We start from the raw sequence: 21,450 nt of genomic DNA, 5'->3' as shown, positions 1-21,450 counted from the left end.
TTAATCCATGCACCTTTTTTGTTCGATTAACTTTCAGAATTTACGTTCTCTAATGCGTTGCCCGTTTCGCTACTAATAACGGATAGGCTCCCATCCGTTTCGAGAACGACTGCTTTTACTTTTTCGGTAGAGCCAAATCCTGTATTGCGGATGGCTTGTAAAATCTCCATTTCTTTGATGCGTTCTTTTTTCATCGCTTTTCTTAAAAAACTTCCATCCAGAAATAGCAAACGTGGTTCTGATTTGATAACGTTGTTCACCCATTTGGAATGAACCGAAAAAAAAGTAAGTAAATACTGCAGGAAAATCAGTAATGCAAATGCAGTCATTCCTTCAAGTAAGCTAATGCTGCTGTCTAATAATATGGTGGCAAGTGTTGAACCTAAAGCGACAGTTACGACTAAGTCGAAGGCATTTAACTTAGTTAATGTACGTTTACCAGAGGCACGAAGTAAGATAATAAGTCCCACGTAAGCTAAAAAACCGACAGTGACAATTCGAATAAAGCTAGTGAGCGTAATTTCAAACATGTAATTCCTCCTCTTATGTGTCTTTCAATAGAACTTATCCACATGTTAATAAGTCCTATTCATATGATAAAATTAACAAAATTCAAATATCTTATCCACATAGCACACAAAAACATCCATTTTGCTGTGCATAAGGCTAGGTGGTTAGAGAGTTTATGTGGAATAATGGGTTTTCAAGCGTTTTGCTATTCCACTCTATGATTCCCTTTAGGGTTATCAACAAACACAAAATAAGCAGAAAAACAGTGAGAATGATTTAAACTTCTCTTCAAGAGAAATGAAAATAAGTATCCTGATATCGGAGTAACGCATTAAATTATGTTTAGCTGATAATAAAATGATGCTAGGTGTATGCATTACTTAAAAAAAACACACAAAAAAAGAGTAACCGAGGCTACTCTTTTTTTGTAATTTTCGTTAAGAGAATATCTCACACGATAAACTTTTATTTTTTGGCTAACAATTCTTCGAAGTATGCGCTAAATTCTTTTGAACGCTTTAAAATCGTGCTAGAAGATACACCAAATTTTTCACTTAAGTCTTTTGCAGAAAGCATCGGACCTTCAATCAGTTCGTGATCCTGCAAGAATCTCCAATACCCCGCAACAAGCGCTTCGGGTTTTTGAACAGTCGGCTGTTGACTGACAAGGTAGCTGTTTAAAATGCTTGTAATGTTGTCGACAGTTTCTTTATCAAACTCTGCCTGCTCGATATGCTTATCAAGTTCAGTCATAACAGCGTCATGTTCTGGAGAAAGCTGAATGCTTTCTTCTACGCTGCCTGTTGAGTACTTAACAATTTGTTCAACAATTGGTAAATAGTTGTCGCGTAAATAGCTTTCATCTTGCGTAGCATTTTCAGCAGCTATTTGTGCTTTTAATTGTTCGAAGAATGGACTAAACTCTCCAACAACGGTTAAATAGCCATTTAGGAAAAGAACGCCTTTTTCTCCAACACGAGAGTCTGGAAGAAGGATAGCCAGTAAACCTTGTCCATTTTCCATATCAGTTGGAGGCTGGTCTGCCATTTCAAGCGTTTCACCAGTAAAGACGTCTATAAACTGAGCTTTCTCAGTATCTCCTTTAACATATTGACCAAGGAATACTTTTACGTCTTTCCAATTTCCAAGTACTTCTTTTGTTGTTGGACGTTGAGCAAGGTCAATGTGTTTTGTTAAAAATTCTTCCCACAATTCGGGTTTTTTCATAAACAGGAAATTCTCAATAACAAATGCTTGCGCATCGTTTTCAGCCATCGATTTCATTAGATGTGGCTGCCATTCTTGTTGCAATTCACGGAACTCAGTAATATGTGTCTGATTTGGGTTTTCCGAGAAGAACTGTTGGCGTACTTTGAATAGTTCTTCATTAATCAAATCATTGATAGACACAGTTTGCTGTTTTCCGTGACATTTTTTATATTTTTTGCCACTGCCGCATGGACATGGATCATTTCTTCCTACCATTCTAATCACCTACATTTTTTATTGAGTGTAACATAAAATTGCGATGGGCTCAAAAGTCTGACGATTCAGACGCCAGTATGGTCCTTGGAAATAGCAGATATACATAATGATTGTGCTTAGAAAAATGAGGTGGAGTCCTTTGTAACTTGATGACCTCTTGGAACAATAGGCAGTATGACAACTACTAGAAAGTATGCACGAAGCTAAAGGCGTATTATAATACAGTGAGTAACGACAAGCAGGAGGTGACAATATGTATACAGATCCAGTAAAAGAATCGATTTCCTGGATGCGCGTCATTTTAGTAACGGTACTTATTGTCTTGCTAACTCGGCATTTTCTGTTTGAGCCGGTAGCTGTTCATGGTGAATCGATGATGCCTACATTCGAAGAAGATGACAAAGTTGTATTAGCAAAAATATACACGATAGAAAATTTTGATATGATTGTTTTCACTGCACCAAATGGCGTCAATTTCATTAAACGTGTGATTGGTGTACCAGGAGATGTCATTTCGATGGTGGACGACCAGTTGTATCTAAACGGTAAAGCTCAAGTTGAGCCCTATTTAGAAAATAACTTAAAAACTGCGAAACAGCGTGGAATGATTCGTTTAACTGAAGACTTCAAGGAGTTCACTGTACCTGCGGAATCTTATTTTGTCCTAGGAGATAACCGCTTAAACAGTACGGATTCAAGGATTTTAGGATTTATTTCTGAAAAGTCTATTGTCGGAGAAGTGAAAATCAGAATTGCGCCTTTTAGCCATATGGGTATCGTAGAATAAAAAAACAGTCACGCTAAAACTTAAAAAGACAGCGACCCTTTAACACGGATTGCTGTCTTTTTTGAGTTTAAAATAGTGCTAGTTTATCAATACGGTCCATTGCTTCGATGATTCGGTTTTCATCAACTAATAACCCAACGCGAATAAATCCTTCTCCGCTATCACCAAAACCGCTGCCAGCTGCGACTGAAATAGCTGCCTTTTCAAGTAAAAAATCAGCAAATTCGATACTGGTGAAGCCTTCCGGCACTGGCAGCCAAGCAAAAAAAGAGCCTTGAGGTGCTTCGATATTCCAGCCAATACGCGTGCATTCCTTTACGAGCACATTACGTCGCTTTTCATACAAATCTACCAAATCGGCTACGCATTGTTGATCTGCATTCAAAGCTTCTGCAGCAGCTAATTGGACAGCAGGGAACAAACCGGCAAATAAATGATCTTGGATTAGATTTAAAGCTTCAATCATTTTCGAATGCCCCACAGCAAAGCCAATTCGCCATCCCGCCATATTATAAGTTTTCGATAACGTATACATCTCAATCCCAACTTCTTTGGCACCTTCAGATTGCAAAAAGCTTACCGGTTTTTTTCCTTCAAATCCTACGGCGCCGTATGCAAAATCGTGAACAACAGCGATGTTATGGTCTTTTGCAAAAGCGACGGTGTCATCAAAAAAATCTTTATTTGCAACGGCGCCTGTCGGGTTATTGGGGTAATTCAAATACATTAATTTTGCACGTGAACAAACAGTTTCTGACAAATCATTAAAGTCTGGTAAATAACCATTTTCAGGGTGGAGATGCATCAATTCGTAGTCAATATTCGCTAATGGAGCACCAGAAAAGTAGTCAGGATAGCCCGGGTCTGGCAGCAGCAAAAGATCTTGCGGATTAAGCAATGCCAAGGGCAATTCAACAAGTCCAATTTTGGTTCCAGCCAAAATGGCGACCTCTAAATCAGGATCAATGTCTACATCATATTCGCGTTTATAGAAATTCGCAGCAGCTTGACGTAATTCTGAAATGCCGCGGAAAGGTGAGTACTTATGTGTCTTCGGATCAGCCGCCGCCGTTTGTAATGCTTTAATAATATGATCGGGTGTTGGTTGGTCGGGATTACCTTGTCCGAGATTGATGACATCGCGTCCTTCAGCGACGGCTTTGCTCGTTTTGGCAACTAGTGAAGCAAAAAACTGAGTAGGTAAGTTTTGTAAGCGATTTGAAAAGTCCATAAAATTCTCCTCATTTTCGAAATAATTGCACATCTACTCCGAATCTTATAGAATTTAGATTAGCTTGTCTACTGGAGGAGAAAACATGAAAATTGCATGTGTTCAAATGGATATCATATTCGGAGAGCCCGAACAGAACTATCAGCAAGTCATAAATTATTTAACGGAGGCAGCCGCTAACGGAGCGGAGACAATTGTTTTGCCAGAAATGTGGAACACGGGATATGCACTGACTGAGCTTGGTACTTTAGCAGACAGCACTAACCAAACTGTAGAGCTACTGAAAAGTTTTGCGAAAGAACATGCTGTGAATATTGTCGGAGGTTCTGTTTCAACACAGAAGAATAACGGCTTTTATAATACGATGTATGTCGTTAATAAAAACGGTGAACTTGTTTTGGAATACGACAAAGCACATCGTTTTGGTTTAATGGATGAGCATATTCATCTTGAAGAAGGTGATACACTTGGGACGTTTAAACTGGACGGCACTGTTTATGGCGGAGTTATTTGCTATGACATTCGTTTTCCTGAATGGATTCGTGCACAAGCACTAAATGGAGCGAAACTGATCTTCGTATCAGCGGAATGGCCAGAAGCGCGAATTGACCACTGGCGTATTCTTTTACAAGCTCGTGCAATTGAAAATCAGTGCTTTATCGTTGCCGTGAATCGCGTCGGCAGCGATCCGAAAAATGTGTTTGGCGGCAGTACGATGGTCATAGCTCCTTGGGGAGAAGTTCGTTTGGATATGCAAAAAGACGAAGGCGTGGGGTATGTGGAAATCAATTTGGACGAAGTAGAGGAAGTCCGAAAACGGATTCCGGTCTTTGATGATCGTCGTGAAAAATTGTACGAGAAATTCAGTAAGTCAATAAATGAGGTTCTTTAATATTCACAATATGAAATACAACCAACTTTTACAAACTTAGTTTTCCAACTAGAAAGCCGCTCCAGATGAAAAATCTGAAGCGGCTTTCTTCTATATATATGAGAAGAAATGAAGAACACAAGCAAACGAAAAGTTAAATGCTCAAGAAATCTCTTTGACCATATGATGAAAAGGCTCACCAATAATAGTCCAAGGTTCGGCAATAGAATAGCCTAGCCGTTTGTAAAGACGAATCGCCCCGTCTTTATCAATATCAACGTTTAACGAAAGTTTGCCTCCTCCTTGAGAAGAAACCAGTTCCTCCGCAAATTGGAAAAGTTTTGAGCCAATTCCTTGGCCTTGATAGGAAGGATCGACTGAAACAGTGTCGATATACCACTCGTCGGTATGAGCTTCTGGCTCAATTGAACGATTGTGTCCTTGTTTTTTCAGTTGATCAGCCAAGTGGCGATCTAGTGCTTCAGCTTGATTGCCGTGATAAAGCACCAAAGTGCCAGCAATATTGCCACCTACTAATGCAACGTATGTATAACGGTAGCTATGACGTGTATTTTCTCCACGAATCATATCCTCTACTTTTTCAAGTACCGCTGCTGGTTCTTTTTGTGCAGTCATATGATTTGCGATGTCTCCAATCGCATTGATAATGAGTGGTGCGACTTTTTTTGCGTCATCGGGTTGCGCTTGTCGTATAATAATATTCATGTAGTATGCCTCCTGTTACTTGATTAAAACCTGCTTAGACTGAAATAATAGATCGTAGAAGTATAAAAGCTGCGCTATAGAGAAGTAGTTCAACATATAGTATATCAATGAATCTGTTTATTAACACGAAGGGGGTCTACGGATGGTAAATACGAAACATGTGCTGACATACGGAGATACATTTGTAGATTATATAGCGACCAATGCTGCGAATGATACTTTCGAACGTCATCTTGGTGGAGCTACCGTGAATGTGGCTGCAGGCGTTAGCCGTTTAGGTGTGCCGTCAGGATTTATTACAATTACAGGAGACGACGAGACTTCTGCTTTTGTGCGAAACGAATTACTGAAGGAGGGCGTAGATTTAACTTATGCCATCAAGGTACCGGAAAAGAGGGTGAGTGGTGTTTACATTCATTTGACGCCTGAATTTGATCGTGTGTTCTCAGCATATGTTAACAAAACTCCTGATCTTCAAGTAGCGAGCGATAAACTAAAACCAAAAGCTTTTGAAAATGCTAGTGTATTCCATTTCTGTTCAGGAACTCTTTTTCATCCTAAAGCAAGAGCCACTACTCAAAAGGCATTAGAACTAGCAAAGGAGTATGATGTCCTTTGTTCATATGACGTCAATATTCGACCATTGCGCTGGGAAAGCGAAGACCTTTGCCGCAAAACCATATTGAATTTTCTTTCATCGGCAGATATTGTTAAACTAACGACAGAAGAACTTTCCTTTTTAATGGAAACGGAACGAATGGAAGATGGGATTACCCAATTATCCCATAATCATATTCCGTTGGTTTTTGTTACAGATGGTGAAAATGGCACGTATACCGTTTGTAAAGATCAAACCTTTCACGTACCGGTTATTCCTGTGCAACCGGTAGACACAACAGGAGCGGGTGACGCCTTCATGGCTGGTATTCTTAGATACATCCATTTGTTTGGATTGCCTAAAACACATCAGGAAGTGATTCGCTGTGCTGACTTTGGTAATAAAATGGGCGCACTTTGTACGACAAAAACAGGTGCGTTAACAGCAATGCCGCGTATTGAAGAGATTGAGAAAAATAAGGATTAAGAAGGAGAAACTTTATGACTTTGCATAGTTTTCATTTAAAAGCAGATTGGCCGGGTCTACGCAACGACGTAGGAGATATTGAAGTAGGCGGTTTAAAAACTCAGATATCGATTCCACCAGAAATGGATGGCCCCGGAATCGGCACAAATCCTGATGAAATGTTGTTGGGTGCCGCAGCTACTTGTTACATTATTACACTTGCCGCTATGATGGAACGCAGTAAGGTAGAAAAATCATCTTTAACGATGGAATCAGAAGGTATTGTAGAAGTCGAAAAAGGCGTAGTTACGTACAAGCGCATTATTCACAAACCACAAGTGGTTTTAAAAGCGATTGCTTCTGACAAGGATTTAGCATTAGTTCAGAAACTGGCAGAAAAAGCTGAAAGCTCTTGCATGATTACACGTGCGATTAAAGGCAATGTGGAAGTTGAATTGCAAGCGGATATAAGAAAAGAAAACTGAGATTCAGTATAGGCATGCTCCGGAAGCCTTTAAAATAATAGACGAAGAAAAAGGTTTTCTTTTTCTTCGTCTATTATTTTTTTGAGAAAATCCTGACAGTGCAATGTTTAGGTGGATTTATACCGGGTAGGGTACTGATAGAGCGAAAAACAAAAGGAGGAACTAACACATGTTTAATTACACAGTAGATACATTAAAAACAGTAAACGAAGCGGTTGAAGCTTTAGAGGAAAACTTAAAGGCGGAGAAATTTGGTGTTCTTTGGAATTTTGATTTAACTGCCAAACTTCAAGAAAAAGGGGAAGATTTCGATACGCCTTATAGAATTCTAGAGGTTTGTAATCCAAAAGAAGCGAATCGAGTGTTATCGGAAAACTTAATGATCGGCTATTTCTTACCGTGTAAAATCGTAGTGTATAAAGAACGTGATGGTGTGAAAATTGGAATGCCGAAGCCTACTGCTTTGATTGGTATGGTTGAAGATCCAACCGTCAAGTCGATTGCTGAGGATATTGAAGAACGTTTGATCAAGTGCATCGACCAGTCTGCATAAAAAGTCAGACGCTTTTATAGAGGGAAATCCCCGAAGTTTAACGTGATTGTTGTTGTAAGCTCATCTATTGACAACATACCCTTAGGGGTATATTATAAAGGTAAGCAAGAATCCTTTCGTTTATTAATAGGAGGCATCAATAATATGAAATACGACAAACTTGTTGAAAATCGATTGAAAAGAATAGAAGGTCAGCTTCGAGGTGTTATTAGAATGGTAGAAAACGACGGAGAGTGTAGAGATGTCGTTATGCAACTTTCAGCAGTAAGAAGTGCAGTAGACCGTGCTATCGGCGTTATTGTTAGCGATAACCTTGAAACGTGCGTACGTGAAAGCATAGAGAAGGGCGAAAGCACAGAGAATATGGTAAAAGAAGCTGTTGACTTACTAGTGAAAAGTAGATAAAAATTTTGTTTGACATTCACAGAGAGTTGCTTTAACATACCCTGTAGGGTATCAAGAGAGTGCGGCGTCACTATAAAACGTTATTTTTTTTGGAGAAAAAATATACCCCTATGGGTAATTTAAAAATGGAGGCAATACAATGGCACAAGAGCAAAAGAAAACGACGATCGTATTATTCAGCGGTGATTATGATAAGGCGATGGCAGCTTATATCATTGCTAACGGTGCTGCAGCATATGATCACGAAGTAACAATTTTTCACACATTTTGGGGATTGAATGCATTACGAAAAGAAAATCCACCAGCTTTGAAAAAAGGTCGTCTAGAAGCCATGTTCGGTAAAATGATGCCAAGAGGTGCAGATAAACTCGGTTTATCAAATATGCAGTTTGGTGGAATGGGACCTAAGATGATTAAACAAGTTATGAAAAAACACAATGCATTATCTTTACCACAACTAATTGAAATGGCAGCAGAGCAAGACGTGAAAATGATCGCCTGTACGATGACAATGGATCTTCTGGGGTTACAACAAGAAGAATTGCTCGATGGAATTGAATACGCAGGTGTTGCAGCTTATCTTGGAGATGCAGAAGACGGAAACGTTAACTTATTCATCTAATCAAATTGAATATGAGGGGAAGATGAAAAATGGACTGGATTACATGGCTTTTAGTTGGAGCAGCTGTCCTTTGGTTAGTTTATCGATTCACAACACCTACTAAAGGAGTTCAAACGATTTCTACAGAAGAAATGAAAATACAGCTTGGCAAGAAAGATAAACAGTATATTGACGTGCGAACTCCAGGAGAATTTAAAGGGAATCATATTAAAGGCTTTAAAAACATCCCATTAAATGAGTTGCCAAAGCGCATGATTGAACTATCAAAAGAAAAAGAAGTACTGGTTATTTGCCAAAGCGGAATGCGCAGCAGCAAAGCTAGTCAATTATTGAAGAAAAATGGGTTTACTGCGATAACAAATATTAGAGGCGGCATGAGCAGTTACCGCAAATAAAGGAGAAATTCACAATGAAAACAATGACAACCGAAGAAGTTCAAAAAATAATAGAAAGTAACCAAGCGATTTACTTAATCGATGTTCGAGAAACAGACGAAGTTGCAGCAGGGAAAATTCCTGGCGCTATTCATATTCCGTTGGGGTTATTGGAATTCCGCATGAGTGAACTAGACAAATCTTCAGAATATATCATGGTTTGCCGATCTGGCGGACGTAGTGGACAAGCTACTCGTTTTCTTGAAGATCAAGGCTATAACGTTACAAACATGAACGGCGGAATGTTGGATTGGAACGGCGAAACAAACTAATTGTCTGCTGAAGAACTGGCAGAATTTCAAGGAGGAAATTTAATGGTACAAACAGATTTAACATTAGATGCAAAAGGATTAGCATGTCCGATGCCAATCGTCAAAGCAAAAAAAACGATGAAAAATATGGATTCAGGTAAAGTACTTGAAATTCAAGCAACAGATAAAGGTTCCACGGCTGATTTTCAAGCATGGGCAAAAAGTTCTGGACATCAGTACATCGGGACTGAAATTGAAGGCGATGTGTTACGTCATTTCCTCCGAAAAGATGGTGCAGGAGCTCCTGAAGAAACCATTACAATACCTGAAATTTCATTGGCAGATTTCACTCGGAAAGTTGAAAACGATGAAGCGATAACGATTTTGGATGTTCGCGAAAAAGATGAATTCGAAGAAGCTCATATTCCTGGAGCAATTCATATCGCATTAGGGGAAGTAGAAGCACGAATGGACGAACTAACAAAAGAAGAGGCTATCTACATTATTTGCCATTCAGGTAGAAGAAGTGGTATTGCAGGAGATATGATGACTAAGAGTGGTTTTAATAGCCTATATAACGTAGTACCTGGCATGAGAGACTGGACAGGGAAAACTGTATAAAAATTTTAACTAAAAATATACCCCTGGAGGTAATTTCGCATGACGGTAACAGCAATGAAAGCAAGTGAAGTAGCAAAAAAAGTAGTAAATAATCAGCCATTATTTATCTTAGATGTACGAAATGGCGATGCCTTTGCAGATTGGAAAATCGAAGGTGGCAATATCCAGTATTTGAATATCCCTTATTTTGATTTGTTGGACGGCGTCGAAGAAGTGGTTTCAGAATTGCCAACAGATAGAGATATCTTAGTAGTGTGTGCCAAAGAAGGATCTTCGGTTATGGTAGCAGAAATGCTGTCAGAAGAAGGCGTTTCTGCAGCGTATCTTGAAGGCGGTATGAAAGCCTGGAGTGAACACCTGGAACTTGTAAAAGTCGGAGATTTGAGCAACGGCGGCGAATTGTATCAATTTGTTCGTCTAGGCAAGGGATGTCTTTCTTACATGGTCATTTCTGAAGGAGAAGCCGCTGTAATTGATGCAACTCGCATGGCAACGATTTTCTTGGACTTCGCGCAAGAAAAAGGCGCAACAATCAAGCATGTTTTCGATACGCATTTGCACGCTGATCATATTTCTGGGGGCCGAGCGATTGCAGAAGCAACAGGTGCAACGTATTACTTGCCAGCAAAAGATGCAGAAGGAGTCGTGTTTGACTATGCGGCTTTAGAAAATGGTCTAGAAGTGGCAATTGGAAGCTCGCAACTCGAAATTGAAGCACTTTACTCACCAGGTCACACAATCGGCTCTACTTCGTTTATTGTAGACAAAAAATATTTGATGACTGGCGATATTTTGTTTATCGATTCAATTGGACGACCAGATCTTGCAGGTCTTGCTGAGGACTGGGTAGGGGATTTGAGAGAATCTCTTTACTCACGTTATCAGGATCTAGCAAACGAACTTATTGTTCTTCCAGCTCATTTCATGATTATTGATGAATTAAATGAAGACGGTAGTGTGGCTAAAAAACTTGGCGACTTATTTAAAGAAAACCACGGATTGAATATTTCGGACGAACAAGAATTCCGTGATATGGTTACGAAAAACTTACCACCACAGCCAAATGCATATCAAGATATTCGCAAAACAAATATGGGTCAAATCATACCAGATGAAGAAATACAGCGTGAAATGGAAATTGGACCGAATCGCTGCGCAGTACGTTAAGTAAAAACAAAAAAATTGCAAACAACTTAAAGGAGAGATACTGATGAAATCAACTAAAGTATTAGACGCGAAAGGATTAGCATGCCCAATGCCAATCGTAAAAACAAGAAAAGAAATGAAAGATATGGCAAGTGGAGAAGTTCTTGAAATTTTGGCTACTGATAAAGGTGCACAAGCAGATTTAGCTGCATGGGCAAAGTCAGGTGGACATGAATTAATGGAATCTCAAGTAGAAGGCGACGTCTTTAAATTCTGGATCAAGAAAGGCTAAGAGGTGGATCAAAGGGTATCGTTACGATACCCTTTTCCCTATTAGAAAGGTGATTTAAATGAGCATAGATTTTATCGTTGTTATATTTATCATCGGCTTTGTAGGTTCCTTTATTTCCGGAATGGTAGGAATCGGTGGCTCGATTATCAAGTATCCCATGTTACTCTATATACCAGTAATGCTAGGGTATACGGCTTTTAGTGCTCACGAAGTGTCAGGGATCAGTGCCATACAGGTATTTTTTGCGACCATCGCTGGGGTATGGGCATATCGTGGTAGCGGTTATTTAAATAAAACCCTAATTGCTTATATGGGGGGTGCCATTCTCATCGGTAGTTTTATCGGTGGCTTTGGCTCTACTCTACTATCAGAGCAAGCGATTAATATTGTCTACGCTATACTCGCGACGATTGCTGTCGTAATGATGTTCATGCCAAAAAAAGGCGTCGATGACATTCCGCTTGATCAAGTGACATTTAACAAATGGCTAGCTGCAGGATTAGCCTTTGCTGTCGGAATTGCTGCCGGAATTGTAGGAGCAGCAGGTGCTTTTATTTTAGTACCCATTATGTTAATTGTATTGAAAATACCAACACGGATGACCATTGCAACATCGCTTGCCATTACGTTCTTGTCATCGATTGGTGCGACAATCGGTAAAATTGTCACAGATCAGGTTTTATACGGTCCGGCGGCTGTGATGATTGTGGCAAGTATACTCGCAGCACCACTTGGAGCTAAGCTCGGACAAAAGATGAATACGAAGTATCTCCAATGGATTTTGGCTTTATTGATTTTAGGTACAGCCATTAAAATTTGGTCAGATATTCTATAATACAAAAAAGCGGACGCCTTTTCAAAAGGCATCCGCTTTTTCTATTTTTCAGTGCTTTGAGCACTTATGATTTCGATTCGATCGGATGGGTAGGTGTAGTTACCGGTACGTTCAATCTGGGCCACTTCATACATAGTGACTGCTACGTCTTTCGCTTCAACAGGTTTGTATTTTTTCATTTTGCCTTTTAGTACTTTGCTAATGACAGGGCTTAGAAGAGTAGCAGCTTTTTCACCTAAACGAAATTCTTGACGTTCTCCAAGCAATAGAGAAGGTTGGAATATATGCAAGGCAGTCAAGCCCGTTTTCTTCAAATTCAGCTGTAGCTGTCCTTTAGTGCGACTGTAAAAAACTTTTGAGTTGGAGTCGGCTCCTAATGCGGTAATAACCAAAAAGTTTTTTACTTGATGAGACTTTGCCAATTCAGCCATTTTGAGGGGATAGTCATAATCAACTTTTTTGAATGCCTCTTGTGATCCGGCTTTTTTGATTGTCGTACCGAGACAACAATAAACATCGTCGACAGTAAAATAGTCGGCATAGTCATCCAGTTTGTTGAAATCGGTAATAATCTGTTCAAGTTTTTCATGTATTAGTTCGATTGGATGGCGCACCAAAATTCTTACCTGGCTGTAGTGTGAGCTGTTTAAAAGGATATGGAGCAATTCATTGCCAACCAGTCCGCTGGCTCCTGCTAGTAAAGCAGTTTTATTGTTCATCGTAAACGACTCCTTTGTCTATGTGTTTTCGCTTAGAACCTACTATACCCCAATATATAGAGAATTGTCTTTTTGCTTTGAATCTTTGGCTAAAAGAGTACAATGAGATTAAGAATGAACGGAGAGGAAGAAGCGCATGAAACCAGTGATAGTCGCTGAAAAACCAAGTCAGGCCAAGGCCTACGCGGAAGCGTTCAAAACTACGAAACGTGACGGCTTTATTGAAATTACACCGGATGCGATTTTCCCACAAGGTGCCTATATCACGTGGGGCATCGGACACCTCGTCGAATTAAAAGAACCAAAAGCTTATAATCCGAAATGGGGGAAATGGTCACTGGCTGCACTGCCGATTTTGCCAGACACCTACCAGTTTCAAGTAGCAAGAGGTAAGGCGCAGCAATTTGCCATTATAAAAAAATTGATTTTTCAAACCGATACGGTCATCAATGCTTGTGATGTTGACCGGGAAGGATCCAATATATTTTATAGTATCTATTACCATACGGGAGCTAAAGGTAAAAAGATTCAACGATTGTGGATTAATTCACTAGAAGCTGATGAAGTTAGAAAAGGTTTTCAAGAACTGCGCGATAATCGGCAAGATCTGTTGTTGTACCAAGAAGCGAAAGCGCGTCAAATTAGCGATTGGTTGGTCGGCATGAACGGCTCTCGTTTGTACTCCTTATTGCTTCAAGAAAAAGGCATACGCGAAGTGTTTGCGATTGGACGCGTGCAAACGCCTACTGTTTTTCTGATTTATCAGCGTGAAAAAGAAATTGAAGCATTTGTACCAGAGCCTTTTTATGAAATTGAAGGTCTATTTGATGCGGAAAAAGGACGCTATAAAGGTAAAGTGAAACTAAGAGCGAAGGAGAGAAGAGAAGCAGAAGAACTATTGGCCAAACATGCTGTTGCTGCAAAAGAAGAAGGCGTTGTCACACAAGTAAAAACTACAGAAAAACGTACGCCACCGCCCCAGTTGCACTCTTTATCAACTTTGCAAGCAGTGGCTAATCGGAAATGGAAATACAGTCCTGCTAAAGTTCTGTCTGTTATGCAGGGGCTGTACGAAAAAAAACTTGTCAGTTATCCAAGAACCGATACCCAGCATATTACACCGGGTGAATTTAGTTATTTGGCAGGCCAAGTCGAAAAATATCAGCAATTGATTGAAGCGCCATTTCCGATTGCTTCCAAAGCGCCGAAAAAGCGATTTGTAGACAGTTCCAAAGTTCAGGAGCATTATGCCATCATCCCGACAAAAACCATCCCGACTGCCCGGAAATTAGCGGGACTGGCAACAGACCAGCGCAACTTATATGAGGAAGTATTGCGGACGACGTTGGCAATGTTCCACAAAGATTATCGCTATGCCGAAACCAAGGTGACAACAGATGTTAAAGGGCTGGCGTTTTTCACCACCGGAAAAACAGAGCTTGAAAAAGGGTGGAAAGAGCTATTTCCTTCTGCCAAAGAAACGAAAGAAGAATCGTCTCTTCCTGAATTACGTGAGCAGGAGCGAGTTAAAAGTAAAGTCGATATAAAAGAAAGCATGACAACACCACCAAAGCCGTACACTGAAGGACAGCTAATCGCCATGATGAAAACGTGTGGGAAGTTTGTAGAAGATGTAGGGGATACTGAAATTTTAAAGGAAATTGAAGGACTTGGGACAGAAGCAACGAGAAGTGGCATCATTGAAACAATCAAACGGCATGAATACATCTCAGTCACCAAAAATATTGTTTCGATTACTGGAAAAGGTCGTATTCTTTGTCAATCCATTGAAGGGAATTTATTGTCGAGTCCATCAATGACCGCTAAATGGGAAACTTATCTGAAGAAAATCGGTAAAGGTGAAGGCTCAGCGGAAGTGTTCCTGGCAACCATCGGCAAGTTTATCCAAAAGCTACTAGACGAAGTGCCGGGACAAATGTTGAAAAACGGATTGCCTGAACAGCTAGCAACACCTGATGCCAAAGATGAGATTGCTCTTTGTCCAAGATGCAAGACTGGCATGATTGTATCGCGAAGAGGTTCGTACAATTGTACCGAATACGCTACTGGTTGCAAGCAATCATTTCCCGCAACGTTCTTGAAAAAGCGGTTAACTGCTAAACAAATTGAATACTTGTGCACGAGAGGCAAGACGCCAGTTATTAAAGGGTTTGTTTCAAAAAACGGTAAGAAATTTAACGCTAAGTTGGTATTAGAAGAAGGTAAGTTGAAAATGGAGTTTTGAAAACCTGTTTCGTTAATTCAACTCGTATCGTAATCGGAAAGTTCGATTGGTTGCAATGAATTAGCGCTTTATCTAATAATGAATACTAAAGAAAAAGCCAGACATCAGCAGGAAAGGAAGTTTCATATGAAATATAATTTTGATGAAATCATTAATAGAAGAGGCACCTACTCTTTAAAGTGGGACGGAGAAGAGTTGATTAAGCAATTCGGATTAACAAAGAGATACGATGAACATACCATTCCGTTGTTTACCGCCGATATGGACTTACCTGTTCCACAACCTTTAGTAGATGCTTTGCACAAAACAGTGGACCACCGAATTTATGGCTATTCTGTTTTTCCGGATGAGTATTTCGGTGCGATTCAATCGTGGTTACAAAAACGGCATGACTGGAGAGTGGAAAAAGAACACATCGTTTACAGTCCAGGAACAGTTCATGCGCTGAACATTGCGGTAAAAGCATTTACTAAACGAGAAGATGGCATCATCATTCAGCGTCCTGTTTATCCGCCGTTTACTTCTGTAATTGAAGGGAATGGCCGGAAAGTCATCAATAACGCACTACACGTAGATGAAGAAGGTTATTATTCGATTGACTTCGAGGATTTTGAAGCGAAAGCAAAGGCTGACCATACGACAATGTTCATTTTATGCAATCCGCATAATCCAACAGGTCGAGTTTTCAATAACGAAGAGTTGAATAAAATGGCAGCGATTTGTCATGACAATAATGTCTTAATCGTAGCCGATGAAATCCATGGAGATCTATTGCGTCGCGGCAATGAGTTTATTCCTATGGTGAAAGCGGCTGACCATGCTGACCACATTATTACGTGCACAGCAATTAACAAAACCTTCAATGTGGCTGGGTTGCATTGCACCAACGTCATTATCTCTGACGAAGAGCTTCGTACTCAATTCGCTACTGAAATGGGTATGCAATTGGCATCTCCCTTTGCGATTGCAGCTTTGATTGCGGTTTATAACGAAGGAGAAGACTGGTTGGATCAGCTGACTGACTATGTCGATGGCACAATGACGTATGTCAAAGAGTTTTTGGCTGAGCGCATGCCTGAAGTAAAAGTAGCTATTCCTGAAGGAACCTATATTATGTGGTTAGATTTTAGTGGTTACGGCATAACAGCTGAAGAAATTCATGATCGCATATACAATAAAGCCAACGTCCTACTTGAAGATGGCAGTATGTTTGGTGAAGAAGGAGAGTTCTATCAACGGATTTGTACCCCTTCTCCGCGCCCACTGATAGAGGAAGCTTTGGAAAGAATAGCAAAAGAATTTGAAGACATTTCTGGAAAAAGATAACGAGGCAACCCCGTAGTAAATCATAAGTGGGTGCTGATTTCTTTATCTTTAACACGATATTTAGTATGATGAGGGTACTTGAGAAATAAGAGCGTGTTAATCTAAGATGTAGTTTCAACTAGCAACGATGCTTTTTTCATGTTATCGCTATCTTTATATCTTGGTTAAATAGTTCAGACAATAGAGCTGAAGTAAAAGCCGAAAAGAATGCCTTGAAACAAAGGCAATTCTTTTCGGCTTTTCTAGTTTCTGAAAAAGAAAGGAAGTGGTCATCATTTATTACTTTGTAGATCATAAGAAAAAGAAGATTCACCAACGACAGTTTGCTGGAGATCGGTGCGATTTTGTGGAGACACCTGTAGAAAAAAGGGAATTTACTGACCAAGTCGAATATGTTCAGCAGCTGAAGAATAAAGATTTATACGAAATGTGTAAATATTGCCAGCAAGCTCAAAGCATTAGTAGCTAGAAAGGCCGTATTTATGAATAAGCCAGACAAAAAACCATAGACAAGTCCAGATTACCTGAATTTGTCTATGGTTTCATAAGTTGGAAGTTGTTATTTGGCAGGTTCTAGTAATAACAAAGTATAGCCTTTATCAGTGGTGAAGTTCCAATCAAGAAACACTTCTGAAATAGGTTGCTTCAAAATGGCTTCAATCCGAGTTTGTAACAGTAAGCGCCGTTCTAAAGGACGCTTAACTAACTTCAATTCTTCAGTAAATCCTCCACGAATGAGTTCTTTTTCAATTTCGACAAAAATTCCGGTACGCTCGATCAATAATGTGCGGTTGTTGAGCCAGTACAAATCCGTTTTTTCAGGAGTTTTTTGTGCTTTTCGACTAGCTTCCTCCACTTCCTCGAGAACACTTTCCACTTGAACAGCTGAATCCCACTCAAAGTCGGCTGCTGGCGATTTATCGGTCATGACAGCAAGAATCATTCCCGTCTGATCATCTAAATTCCAATCTGCGTAGACATCTTCAATATCCAATGCACCAATTTGCCATAAATCCACTTTTATATCTACAGCCAGTTGATTCATCAAAAGATCACGTGTTTCTAATACTCTGCGATGTTCTTGTTGGTTCAGTAGAATTTTTTCAGGAGGAGATAAAAATCCACGCAGGTGGATCGTGATAAAGGGCGGCTTGACGGTTACGAATACTGAAGTAGGACCTTTTCCGAAATGATTACGCAATAAAGTGGAAATGTAGCTGCCAACTTCAGTATGAATTGTTTTTTCGGTAGGCATGACGTAGTCTCCTTTTTTAGCTGTAGCAATATAAACGACAATCTTTCTTTCATCCATCTAATTAAAAGTAGATGGAAAAAGAGTAGTCTGTCTAGTGTGCTTTATTATACGGCAATTGCGTTGTCGTGTACAAAACGATTGCATCGAATAAAAAAGAGTTACATACGCAGAAATATATAAGGTTATTAGTTTAATAGAAGATCACATTTCATATTTTCCTTTTAGTGGAACAAATAGCACGTGGTTTAAAAGCGTGCTGTGAATTTTGCCTTCAGCATCTTTTTCAATCAGTTGAAGTTCTTGGCTAGCAGAACTTCCTACTGGAATCACCATTTTCCCTCCATGATTTAGTTGTTCAAGTAGTTCTTTCGGAACTTCAGTAGCTGCAGCGGTAACCATTATCCGATCAAAGGGAGCATGCTCTTTCCAGCCCGCGCTGCCATCCCCTAAGTTAAAGTGAATATTATCAAGACCTAATTGGGCTAACCGGTCTTTTGAACGATGATGCAACTCCTCAATTCTTTCGATTGTGTATACAGTTTTGGAGAAAGTAGCAAGTAGCGCGGTTTGAAAACCCGATCCAGTTCCAAGCTCCAATACTTTTTGGCTGGGTTCAAGGTCAAGTGCCAGTGTCATTTCGAGCACGAGCGATGGTTGTGAGATTGTTTGTTCAAATCCAATAGGCAAGGCATAGTCAAATGTAGCAAGGTCTTTGTTGGTATCCATGAAAAAGCTGCGATCCATTTGTCTGAAATAGGTGATGATTTCTTTTCTTCGTTCGCTCATCACGTTCACCCCCTTTCTCGTATTGTGTTTTTAGTAAACAAAGCGATAGCTGAGTCATGCATTTTCTGAACAGTCTTGTTACATTGAGTTTAATGAAAAACGAGCAAGCTGTATAGGAAGTAGACTGGAATTTATCCAGAAAAAGAGAGGGCGATTCGTATGGGTTTTCAACAAATGGTTATGAGGTCAATTGAAGAAGGTATTCATCAAAATGATCAGAGATTGGAACTTGCTACTTTTGGGATGGGCTGCTTTTGGGGACCGGAAGCACGCTTTGGTAGCATGCCAGGAGTGGTCCGAACCTGTGTGGGTTTTACTGGCGGAACAACACCAACGCCTACGTACCGGCAAATGGGCGATCACACGGAAACAGTTCATATCAGTTTTGATCCACGAGTCATCAGCTATGAAGCTATCCTTCGAGAATTCTGGCAAAATCATTACCCAAATCGCGATAATTATAAAGGGAGACAATATATTTCTTTAGTCCATTACCATACAGAGCAGCAGCGCAAAACGATTGAAAACATTCGAAAAGAAATGGAAACACAACTCCGTGAGCCAATTGAAACGGAACTTGCACCTTTTGGTGAATTTACGTTAGCTGAAGAACGCCACCAAAAATATTATTTGAAACGGTACCCAAAGGCTTTAGAGCAACTGGCAGAACTTTTTCCTGAAAAGGAATTATTAACAGACTCGACTTTTGCTGCTCGGCTAAACGGTTTTGTAAAAGGCTATGGAACAAAAGACAGTGTGCGAGAAGACATAGCGCAGTGGCGTATCGGAACCGTTGAAAAAAATGGTTGACTGATCTTTTTTTGAAGTTGAAATGGTAGATGGGCTTTTACCTGAGATTGGATTTTGTCAGAAACTGTAGGAGATTAAAGTGCTAACCCATATAATAGAAAGAAAAGAGAAAAGTAGGAGATACCTAGTGGATCAAACAACATTGCTGTTAGCTTTACTGCCAATTGTCGTAATTCAATTTGCACTAATGATTTTTGCTTTAATCAATTTGATAAAAAACCCCAATCCGAATGGTCCGAAATGGATGTGGGGAATCCTGATTGTTATCGTCAATATTTTAGGACCGATTCTTTACTTTGTAATCGGGAGGAGAAACTATTGAATATAGTGGAAGTGGAAAAACTAACAAAGCGTTACGGACAACAAGAGGTTGTGAAGAAACTTTCTTTTGTATTAGAAAAAGGCACTGCTACCGCTTTAATCGGTCCGAATGGAGCAGGGAAAACGACAACCTTGTCGATGTTAGCCAGTTTACTGTCTCCTTCAAATGGAACAATTACACTAGCTGAAAATTTGACCATCGGTTTCCTTCCTCAGTATCCTCAATTTTTTCCGTGGTTGACAGCGTTAGAATTTGTGGAAATGGCTGCGAAAATAAGTGGGATTGAAGCGAGAAAAGCGAAATTGCAAGCAACTCGCACCTTGGAATTTGTAGGACTTGAGACGGCAATGAATAAAAAGACAGGCGCTTTTTCAGGGGGAATGAAACAACGCCTTGGCCTTGCGCAGGCTATTGTCCATCAGCCGAAACTTCTTTTATTGGATGAGCCGATTTCAGCTCTAGATCCGACGGGGCGACGTGAAATCATGGATTTATTGAAATCACTACAGCAGGACACAACAATTCTGTACTCTACTCATATTTTAAATGATGCAGAAGAAATGACTGACCAGTTGTTGTTTATGAAAGATGGGTGTTTGATTGAGCAAGGATCTCTAAGCGAAGTCAAGAATCGGCATGCCGCCCCGCACATTCGCATACAGTTTCAAAATCAGACTCAAGCGTTAGACTTTGCTAGGAGACAGTCATGGGAATCTGAGGTGAAAGAGAGTTTTGTGTTTTTGCCTGTTCATGAAAACTATCCAAACATGCAGCAAGTTCTTCGTATTCTGGCTTCTGAACAACAGGGCATTATAGGGGTTGAATCACAAGCGGCTTCGCTAGAAGAAATCTTTTTAAAGGTGGTCGCTGCCAAATGAAGCAATTTCTTATTTTAACGCAAAAAGAGTGTTTGGAAAATATACGGAATTATAAAATTTTCTGGATACCCGCAGTTTTCATTCTTTTAGGGATTACCGAGCCTGTAGTCAATTATTTCCTTCCTCAAATCTTGGAGTCCTCCGGCGGTTTACCAGATGGCGCAGTGTTAGAATTACCAACACTTATGCCAGAACAACTATTGATAGCAGTCATGGAACAATTTCAAACGATTGGTATAGCTGTACTGATTTTAGCTTATATGGGAAGCATAGCTGGAGAACGAAAAAGCGGGACAGCCACTTTGCTGTATGTTCGACCACTTTCTTTTTCAGCTTATTTTCTAAGCAAATGGTCAGTCGCATCTGTTGTTTCCTTGGTTAGTGTCTGGCTTGGCTTTCTGGCGGGCTATTACTACACATTCCTTTTTTTTGGAGAAGTTGGATTTGGCAAGCTTGTTCAACTAATGGGAACTTATAGCATTTGGGTAGTGCTCATTCTAACGATTGTTTTAGCAGCAAGCGCCGTTTCACCAAATGGTGGAATTGCAGCGGCGGTTGCATTTGCAATATACCTGATCTTGCAATTAACGGATAGCTTATTCGGTACGACTTGGTCGATTTCACCGGTGAAAATCCCACAGTACGGAGCGGCTTGGTTAACGGGATCTTCCGATGGAGGTAGTCTCGTAGGAGCTATAGGGATAGCTATTTTATGTATTTTTCTTTTAAGCGTTTTAGGTAGTGTGGCAGCACGAAAAAATAAAGCCAAGACCAAAGTTTGAGTTGCCACTC

Annotated in this window: 26 protein-coding genes; 19 read left to right on the top strand and 7 right to left on the bottom strand. The window is 40.0% G+C overall.

What is annotated here, in order from left to right; genetic code table 11:
- Positions 1-26 precede the first annotated feature (26 nt).
- Together AJGP001_RS15265 and AJGP001_RS15260 are read right to left on the bottom strand one after the other, a co-directional pair.
- The gene (locus AJGP001_RS15265; protein WP_078080739.1) at positions 27-530 is read right to left on the bottom strand and encodes a DUF421 domain-containing protein; all 504 of its coding nucleotides are present in this window, start codon (positions 528-530) and stop codon (positions 27-29) included.
- Positions 531-975: 445 nt separating this feature from the next.
- A complete protein-coding gene (locus AJGP001_RS15260) occupies positions 976-1,995 on the bottom strand; it encodes an SEC-C domain-containing protein (RefSeq protein WP_071153348.1) in 1,020 nt (339 codons plus the stop codon).
- Between the two features lie 253 nt (positions 1,996-2,248).
- On the opposite strand from AJGP001_RS15260, the gene lepB reads away from it, so the two are divergent.
- Positions 2,249-2,782, top strand: a complete 534-nt coding sequence (gene lepB, locus AJGP001_RS15255) for a signal peptidase I (RefSeq protein ID WP_071153347.1) — start codon at positions 2,249-2,251, stop codon at positions 2,780-2,782.
- A 67-nt stretch (positions 2,783-2,849) separates the two neighbouring features.
- On the opposite strand, the gene AJGP001_RS15250 is transcribed toward lepB, so the two are convergent.
- Entirely contained in the window at positions 2,850-4,013 is a 1,164-nt protein-coding gene (locus AJGP001_RS15250) for a pyridoxal phosphate-dependent aminotransferase (protein WP_071153346.1), read from the bottom strand.
- 85 nt (positions 4,014-4,098) lie between these two features.
- On the opposite strand from AJGP001_RS15250, the gene AJGP001_RS15245 reads away from it, so the two are divergent.
- Complete coding sequence (locus AJGP001_RS15245) at positions 4,099-4,905, top strand: carbon-nitrogen family hydrolase (protein ID WP_071153345.1); 807 nt, start codon at positions 4,099-4,101, stop codon at positions 4,903-4,905.
- A gap of 141 nt (positions 4,906-5,046) precedes the next feature.
- Here AJGP001_RS15245 and AJGP001_RS15240 read toward each other — a convergent pair whose 3' ends face one another.
- The gene (locus AJGP001_RS15240; protein ID WP_071153344.1) at positions 5,047-5,610 is read right to left on the bottom strand and encodes a GNAT family N-acetyltransferase; all 564 of its coding nucleotides are present in this window, start codon (positions 5,608-5,610) and stop codon (positions 5,047-5,049) included.
- A 142-nt stretch (positions 5,611-5,752) separates the two neighbouring features.
- On the opposite strand from AJGP001_RS15240, the gene AJGP001_RS15235 reads away from it, so the two are divergent.
- From AJGP001_RS15235 to AJGP001_RS15185, 11 genes are all read left to right on the top strand, one after another.
- Positions 5,753-6,694: a carbohydrate kinase family protein gene (locus AJGP001_RS15235; protein WP_078080738.1), complete on the top strand. Its 942-nt coding sequence runs from the start codon at positions 5,753-5,755 to the stop codon at positions 6,692-6,694.
- A gap of 14 nt (positions 6,695-6,708) precedes the next feature.
- The gene (locus AJGP001_RS15230; RefSeq protein WP_071153343.1) at positions 6,709-7,158 is read left to right on the top strand and encodes an OsmC family protein; all 450 of its coding nucleotides are present in this window, start codon (positions 6,709-6,711) and stop codon (positions 7,156-7,158) included.
- A 169-nt stretch (positions 7,159-7,327) separates the two neighbouring features.
- Positions 7,328-7,711 (top strand): DUF302 domain-containing protein, encoded by a 384-nt coding sequence (locus AJGP001_RS15225; protein WP_071153342.1) that lies wholly within the window; start codon positions 7,328-7,330, stop codon positions 7,709-7,711.
- Between the two features lie 144 nt (positions 7,712-7,855).
- Positions 7,856-8,116: a metal-sensitive transcriptional regulator gene (locus AJGP001_RS15220; protein ID WP_049693154.1), complete on the top strand. Its 261-nt coding sequence runs from the start codon at positions 7,856-7,858 to the stop codon at positions 8,114-8,116.
- Positions 8,117-8,255: 139 nt separating this feature from the next.
- A complete protein-coding gene (locus tag AJGP001_RS15215) occupies positions 8,256-8,738 on the top strand; it encodes a DsrE/DsrF/DrsH-like family protein (RefSeq protein WP_049693153.1) in 483 nt (160 codons plus the stop codon).
- A gap of 29 nt (positions 8,739-8,767) precedes the next feature.
- Complete coding sequence (locus AJGP001_RS15210; RefSeq protein ID WP_071153341.1) at positions 8,768-9,133, top strand: rhodanese-like domain-containing protein; 366 nt, start codon at positions 8,768-8,770, stop codon at positions 9,131-9,133.
- 14 nt (positions 9,134-9,147) lie between these two features.
- Complete coding sequence (locus AJGP001_RS15205) at positions 9,148-9,444, top strand: rhodanese-like domain-containing protein (protein ID WP_071153340.1); 297 nt, start codon at positions 9,148-9,150, stop codon at positions 9,442-9,444.
- 42 nt (positions 9,445-9,486) lie between these two features.
- Positions 9,487-10,044 carry a sulfurtransferase TusA family protein gene (locus tag AJGP001_RS15200; protein WP_071153339.1) on the top strand — a complete coding sequence of 186 codons (558 nt, stop codon included), beginning with the start codon at positions 9,487-9,489 and terminating at the stop codon, positions 10,042-10,044.
- A 39-nt stretch (positions 10,045-10,083) separates the two neighbouring features.
- Positions 10,084-11,211, top strand: a complete 1,128-nt coding sequence (locus tag AJGP001_RS15195) for an MBL fold metallo-hydrolase (protein WP_071153338.1) — start codon at positions 10,084-10,086, stop codon at positions 11,209-11,211.
- Positions 11,212-11,254: 43 nt separating this feature from the next.
- A complete protein-coding gene (locus tag AJGP001_RS15190) occupies positions 11,255-11,482 on the top strand; it encodes a sulfurtransferase TusA family protein (RefSeq protein WP_071153337.1) in 228 nt (75 codons plus the stop codon).
- A gap of 58 nt (positions 11,483-11,540) precedes the next feature.
- Positions 11,541-12,317, top strand: coding sequence for a sulfite exporter TauE/SafE family protein (locus AJGP001_RS15185; RefSeq protein WP_078080737.1), 777 nt, complete (start codon positions 11,541-11,543; stop codon positions 12,315-12,317).
- Between the two features lie 41 nt (positions 12,318-12,358).
- On the opposite strand, the gene AJGP001_RS15180 is transcribed toward AJGP001_RS15185, so the two are convergent.
- The gene (locus AJGP001_RS15180) at positions 12,359-13,036 is read right to left on the bottom strand and encodes an NAD(P)H-binding protein (RefSeq protein WP_071153336.1); all 678 of its coding nucleotides are present in this window, start codon (positions 13,034-13,036) and stop codon (positions 12,359-12,361) included.
- Between the two features lie 136 nt (positions 13,037-13,172).
- Between AJGP001_RS15180 and AJGP001_RS15175 the strand changes: the two genes are divergently transcribed.
- Both AJGP001_RS15175 and AJGP001_RS15170 read left to right on the top strand, forming a co-directional pair.
- On the top strand, positions 13,173-15,281 hold the full coding sequence (locus AJGP001_RS15175) for a type IA DNA topoisomerase (RefSeq protein ID WP_078080736.1): 2,109 nt from the start codon (positions 13,173-13,175) through the stop codon (positions 15,279-15,281).
- Between the two features lie 126 nt (positions 15,282-15,407).
- Entirely contained in the window at positions 15,408-16,607 is a 1,200-nt protein-coding gene (locus tag AJGP001_RS15170; RefSeq protein ID WP_071153335.1) for a MalY/PatB family protein, read from the top strand.
- Positions 16,608-17,166: 559 nt separating this feature from the next.
- Here AJGP001_RS15170 and AJGP001_RS15160 read toward each other — a convergent pair.
- Together AJGP001_RS15160 and AJGP001_RS15155 are read right to left on the bottom strand one after the other, a co-directional pair.
- The gene (locus AJGP001_RS15160; RefSeq protein ID WP_058384247.1) at positions 17,167-17,862 is read right to left on the bottom strand and encodes a Na-translocating system protein MpsC family protein; all 696 of its coding nucleotides are present in this window, start codon (positions 17,860-17,862) and stop codon (positions 17,167-17,169) included.
- A gap of 201 nt (positions 17,863-18,063) precedes the next feature.
- The gene (locus tag AJGP001_RS15155; protein WP_078080735.1) at positions 18,064-18,648 is read right to left on the bottom strand and encodes a protein-L-isoaspartate(D-aspartate) O-methyltransferase; all 585 of its coding nucleotides are present in this window, start codon (positions 18,646-18,648) and stop codon (positions 18,064-18,066) included.
- 180 nt (positions 18,649-18,828) lie between these two features.
- Here AJGP001_RS15155 and msrA point away from each other — a divergent pair, with 180 nt between their 5' ends.
- The 4 genes from msrA to AJGP001_RS15135 all read left to right on the top strand — a co-directional run bounded on the left by msrA (position 18,829) and on the right by AJGP001_RS15135 (position 21,440).
- On the top strand, positions 18,829-19,458 hold the full coding sequence (gene msrA / locus AJGP001_RS15150; RefSeq protein ID WP_425439677.1) for a peptide-methionine (S)-S-oxide reductase MsrA: 630 nt from the start codon (positions 18,829-18,831) through the stop codon (positions 19,456-19,458).
- A 127-nt stretch (positions 19,459-19,585) separates the two neighbouring features.
- On the top strand, positions 19,586-19,780 hold the full coding sequence (locus AJGP001_RS15145) for a PLD nuclease N-terminal domain-containing protein (protein WP_071153334.1): 195 nt from the start codon (positions 19,586-19,588) through the stop codon (positions 19,778-19,780).
- Positions 19,777-20,658 (top strand): ABC transporter ATP-binding protein, encoded by an 882-nt coding sequence (locus AJGP001_RS15140; RefSeq protein WP_151897519.1) that lies wholly within the window; start codon positions 19,777-19,779, stop codon positions 20,656-20,658. The genes AJGP001_RS15145 and AJGP001_RS15140 overlap by 4 nt, the downstream gene beginning before the upstream one ends.
- Positions 20,655-21,440: an ABC transporter permease gene (locus AJGP001_RS15135; protein ID WP_058384250.1), complete on the top strand. Its 786-nt coding sequence runs from the start codon at positions 20,655-20,657 to the stop codon at positions 21,438-21,440. The genes AJGP001_RS15140 and AJGP001_RS15135 overlap by 4 nt, the downstream gene beginning before the upstream one ends.
- Positions 21,441-21,450 lie beyond the last annotated feature (10 nt).

Source organism: Planococcus faecalis (assembly GCF_002009235.1).
Classification (GTDB): Bacteria; Bacillota; Bacilli; order Bacillales_A; family Planococcaceae; genus Planococcus; species Planococcus kocurii.
The sequence above is the reverse complement of the archived record's forward strand: the minus strand, read 5'-3'. Positions and strand labels throughout refer to the sequence as shown.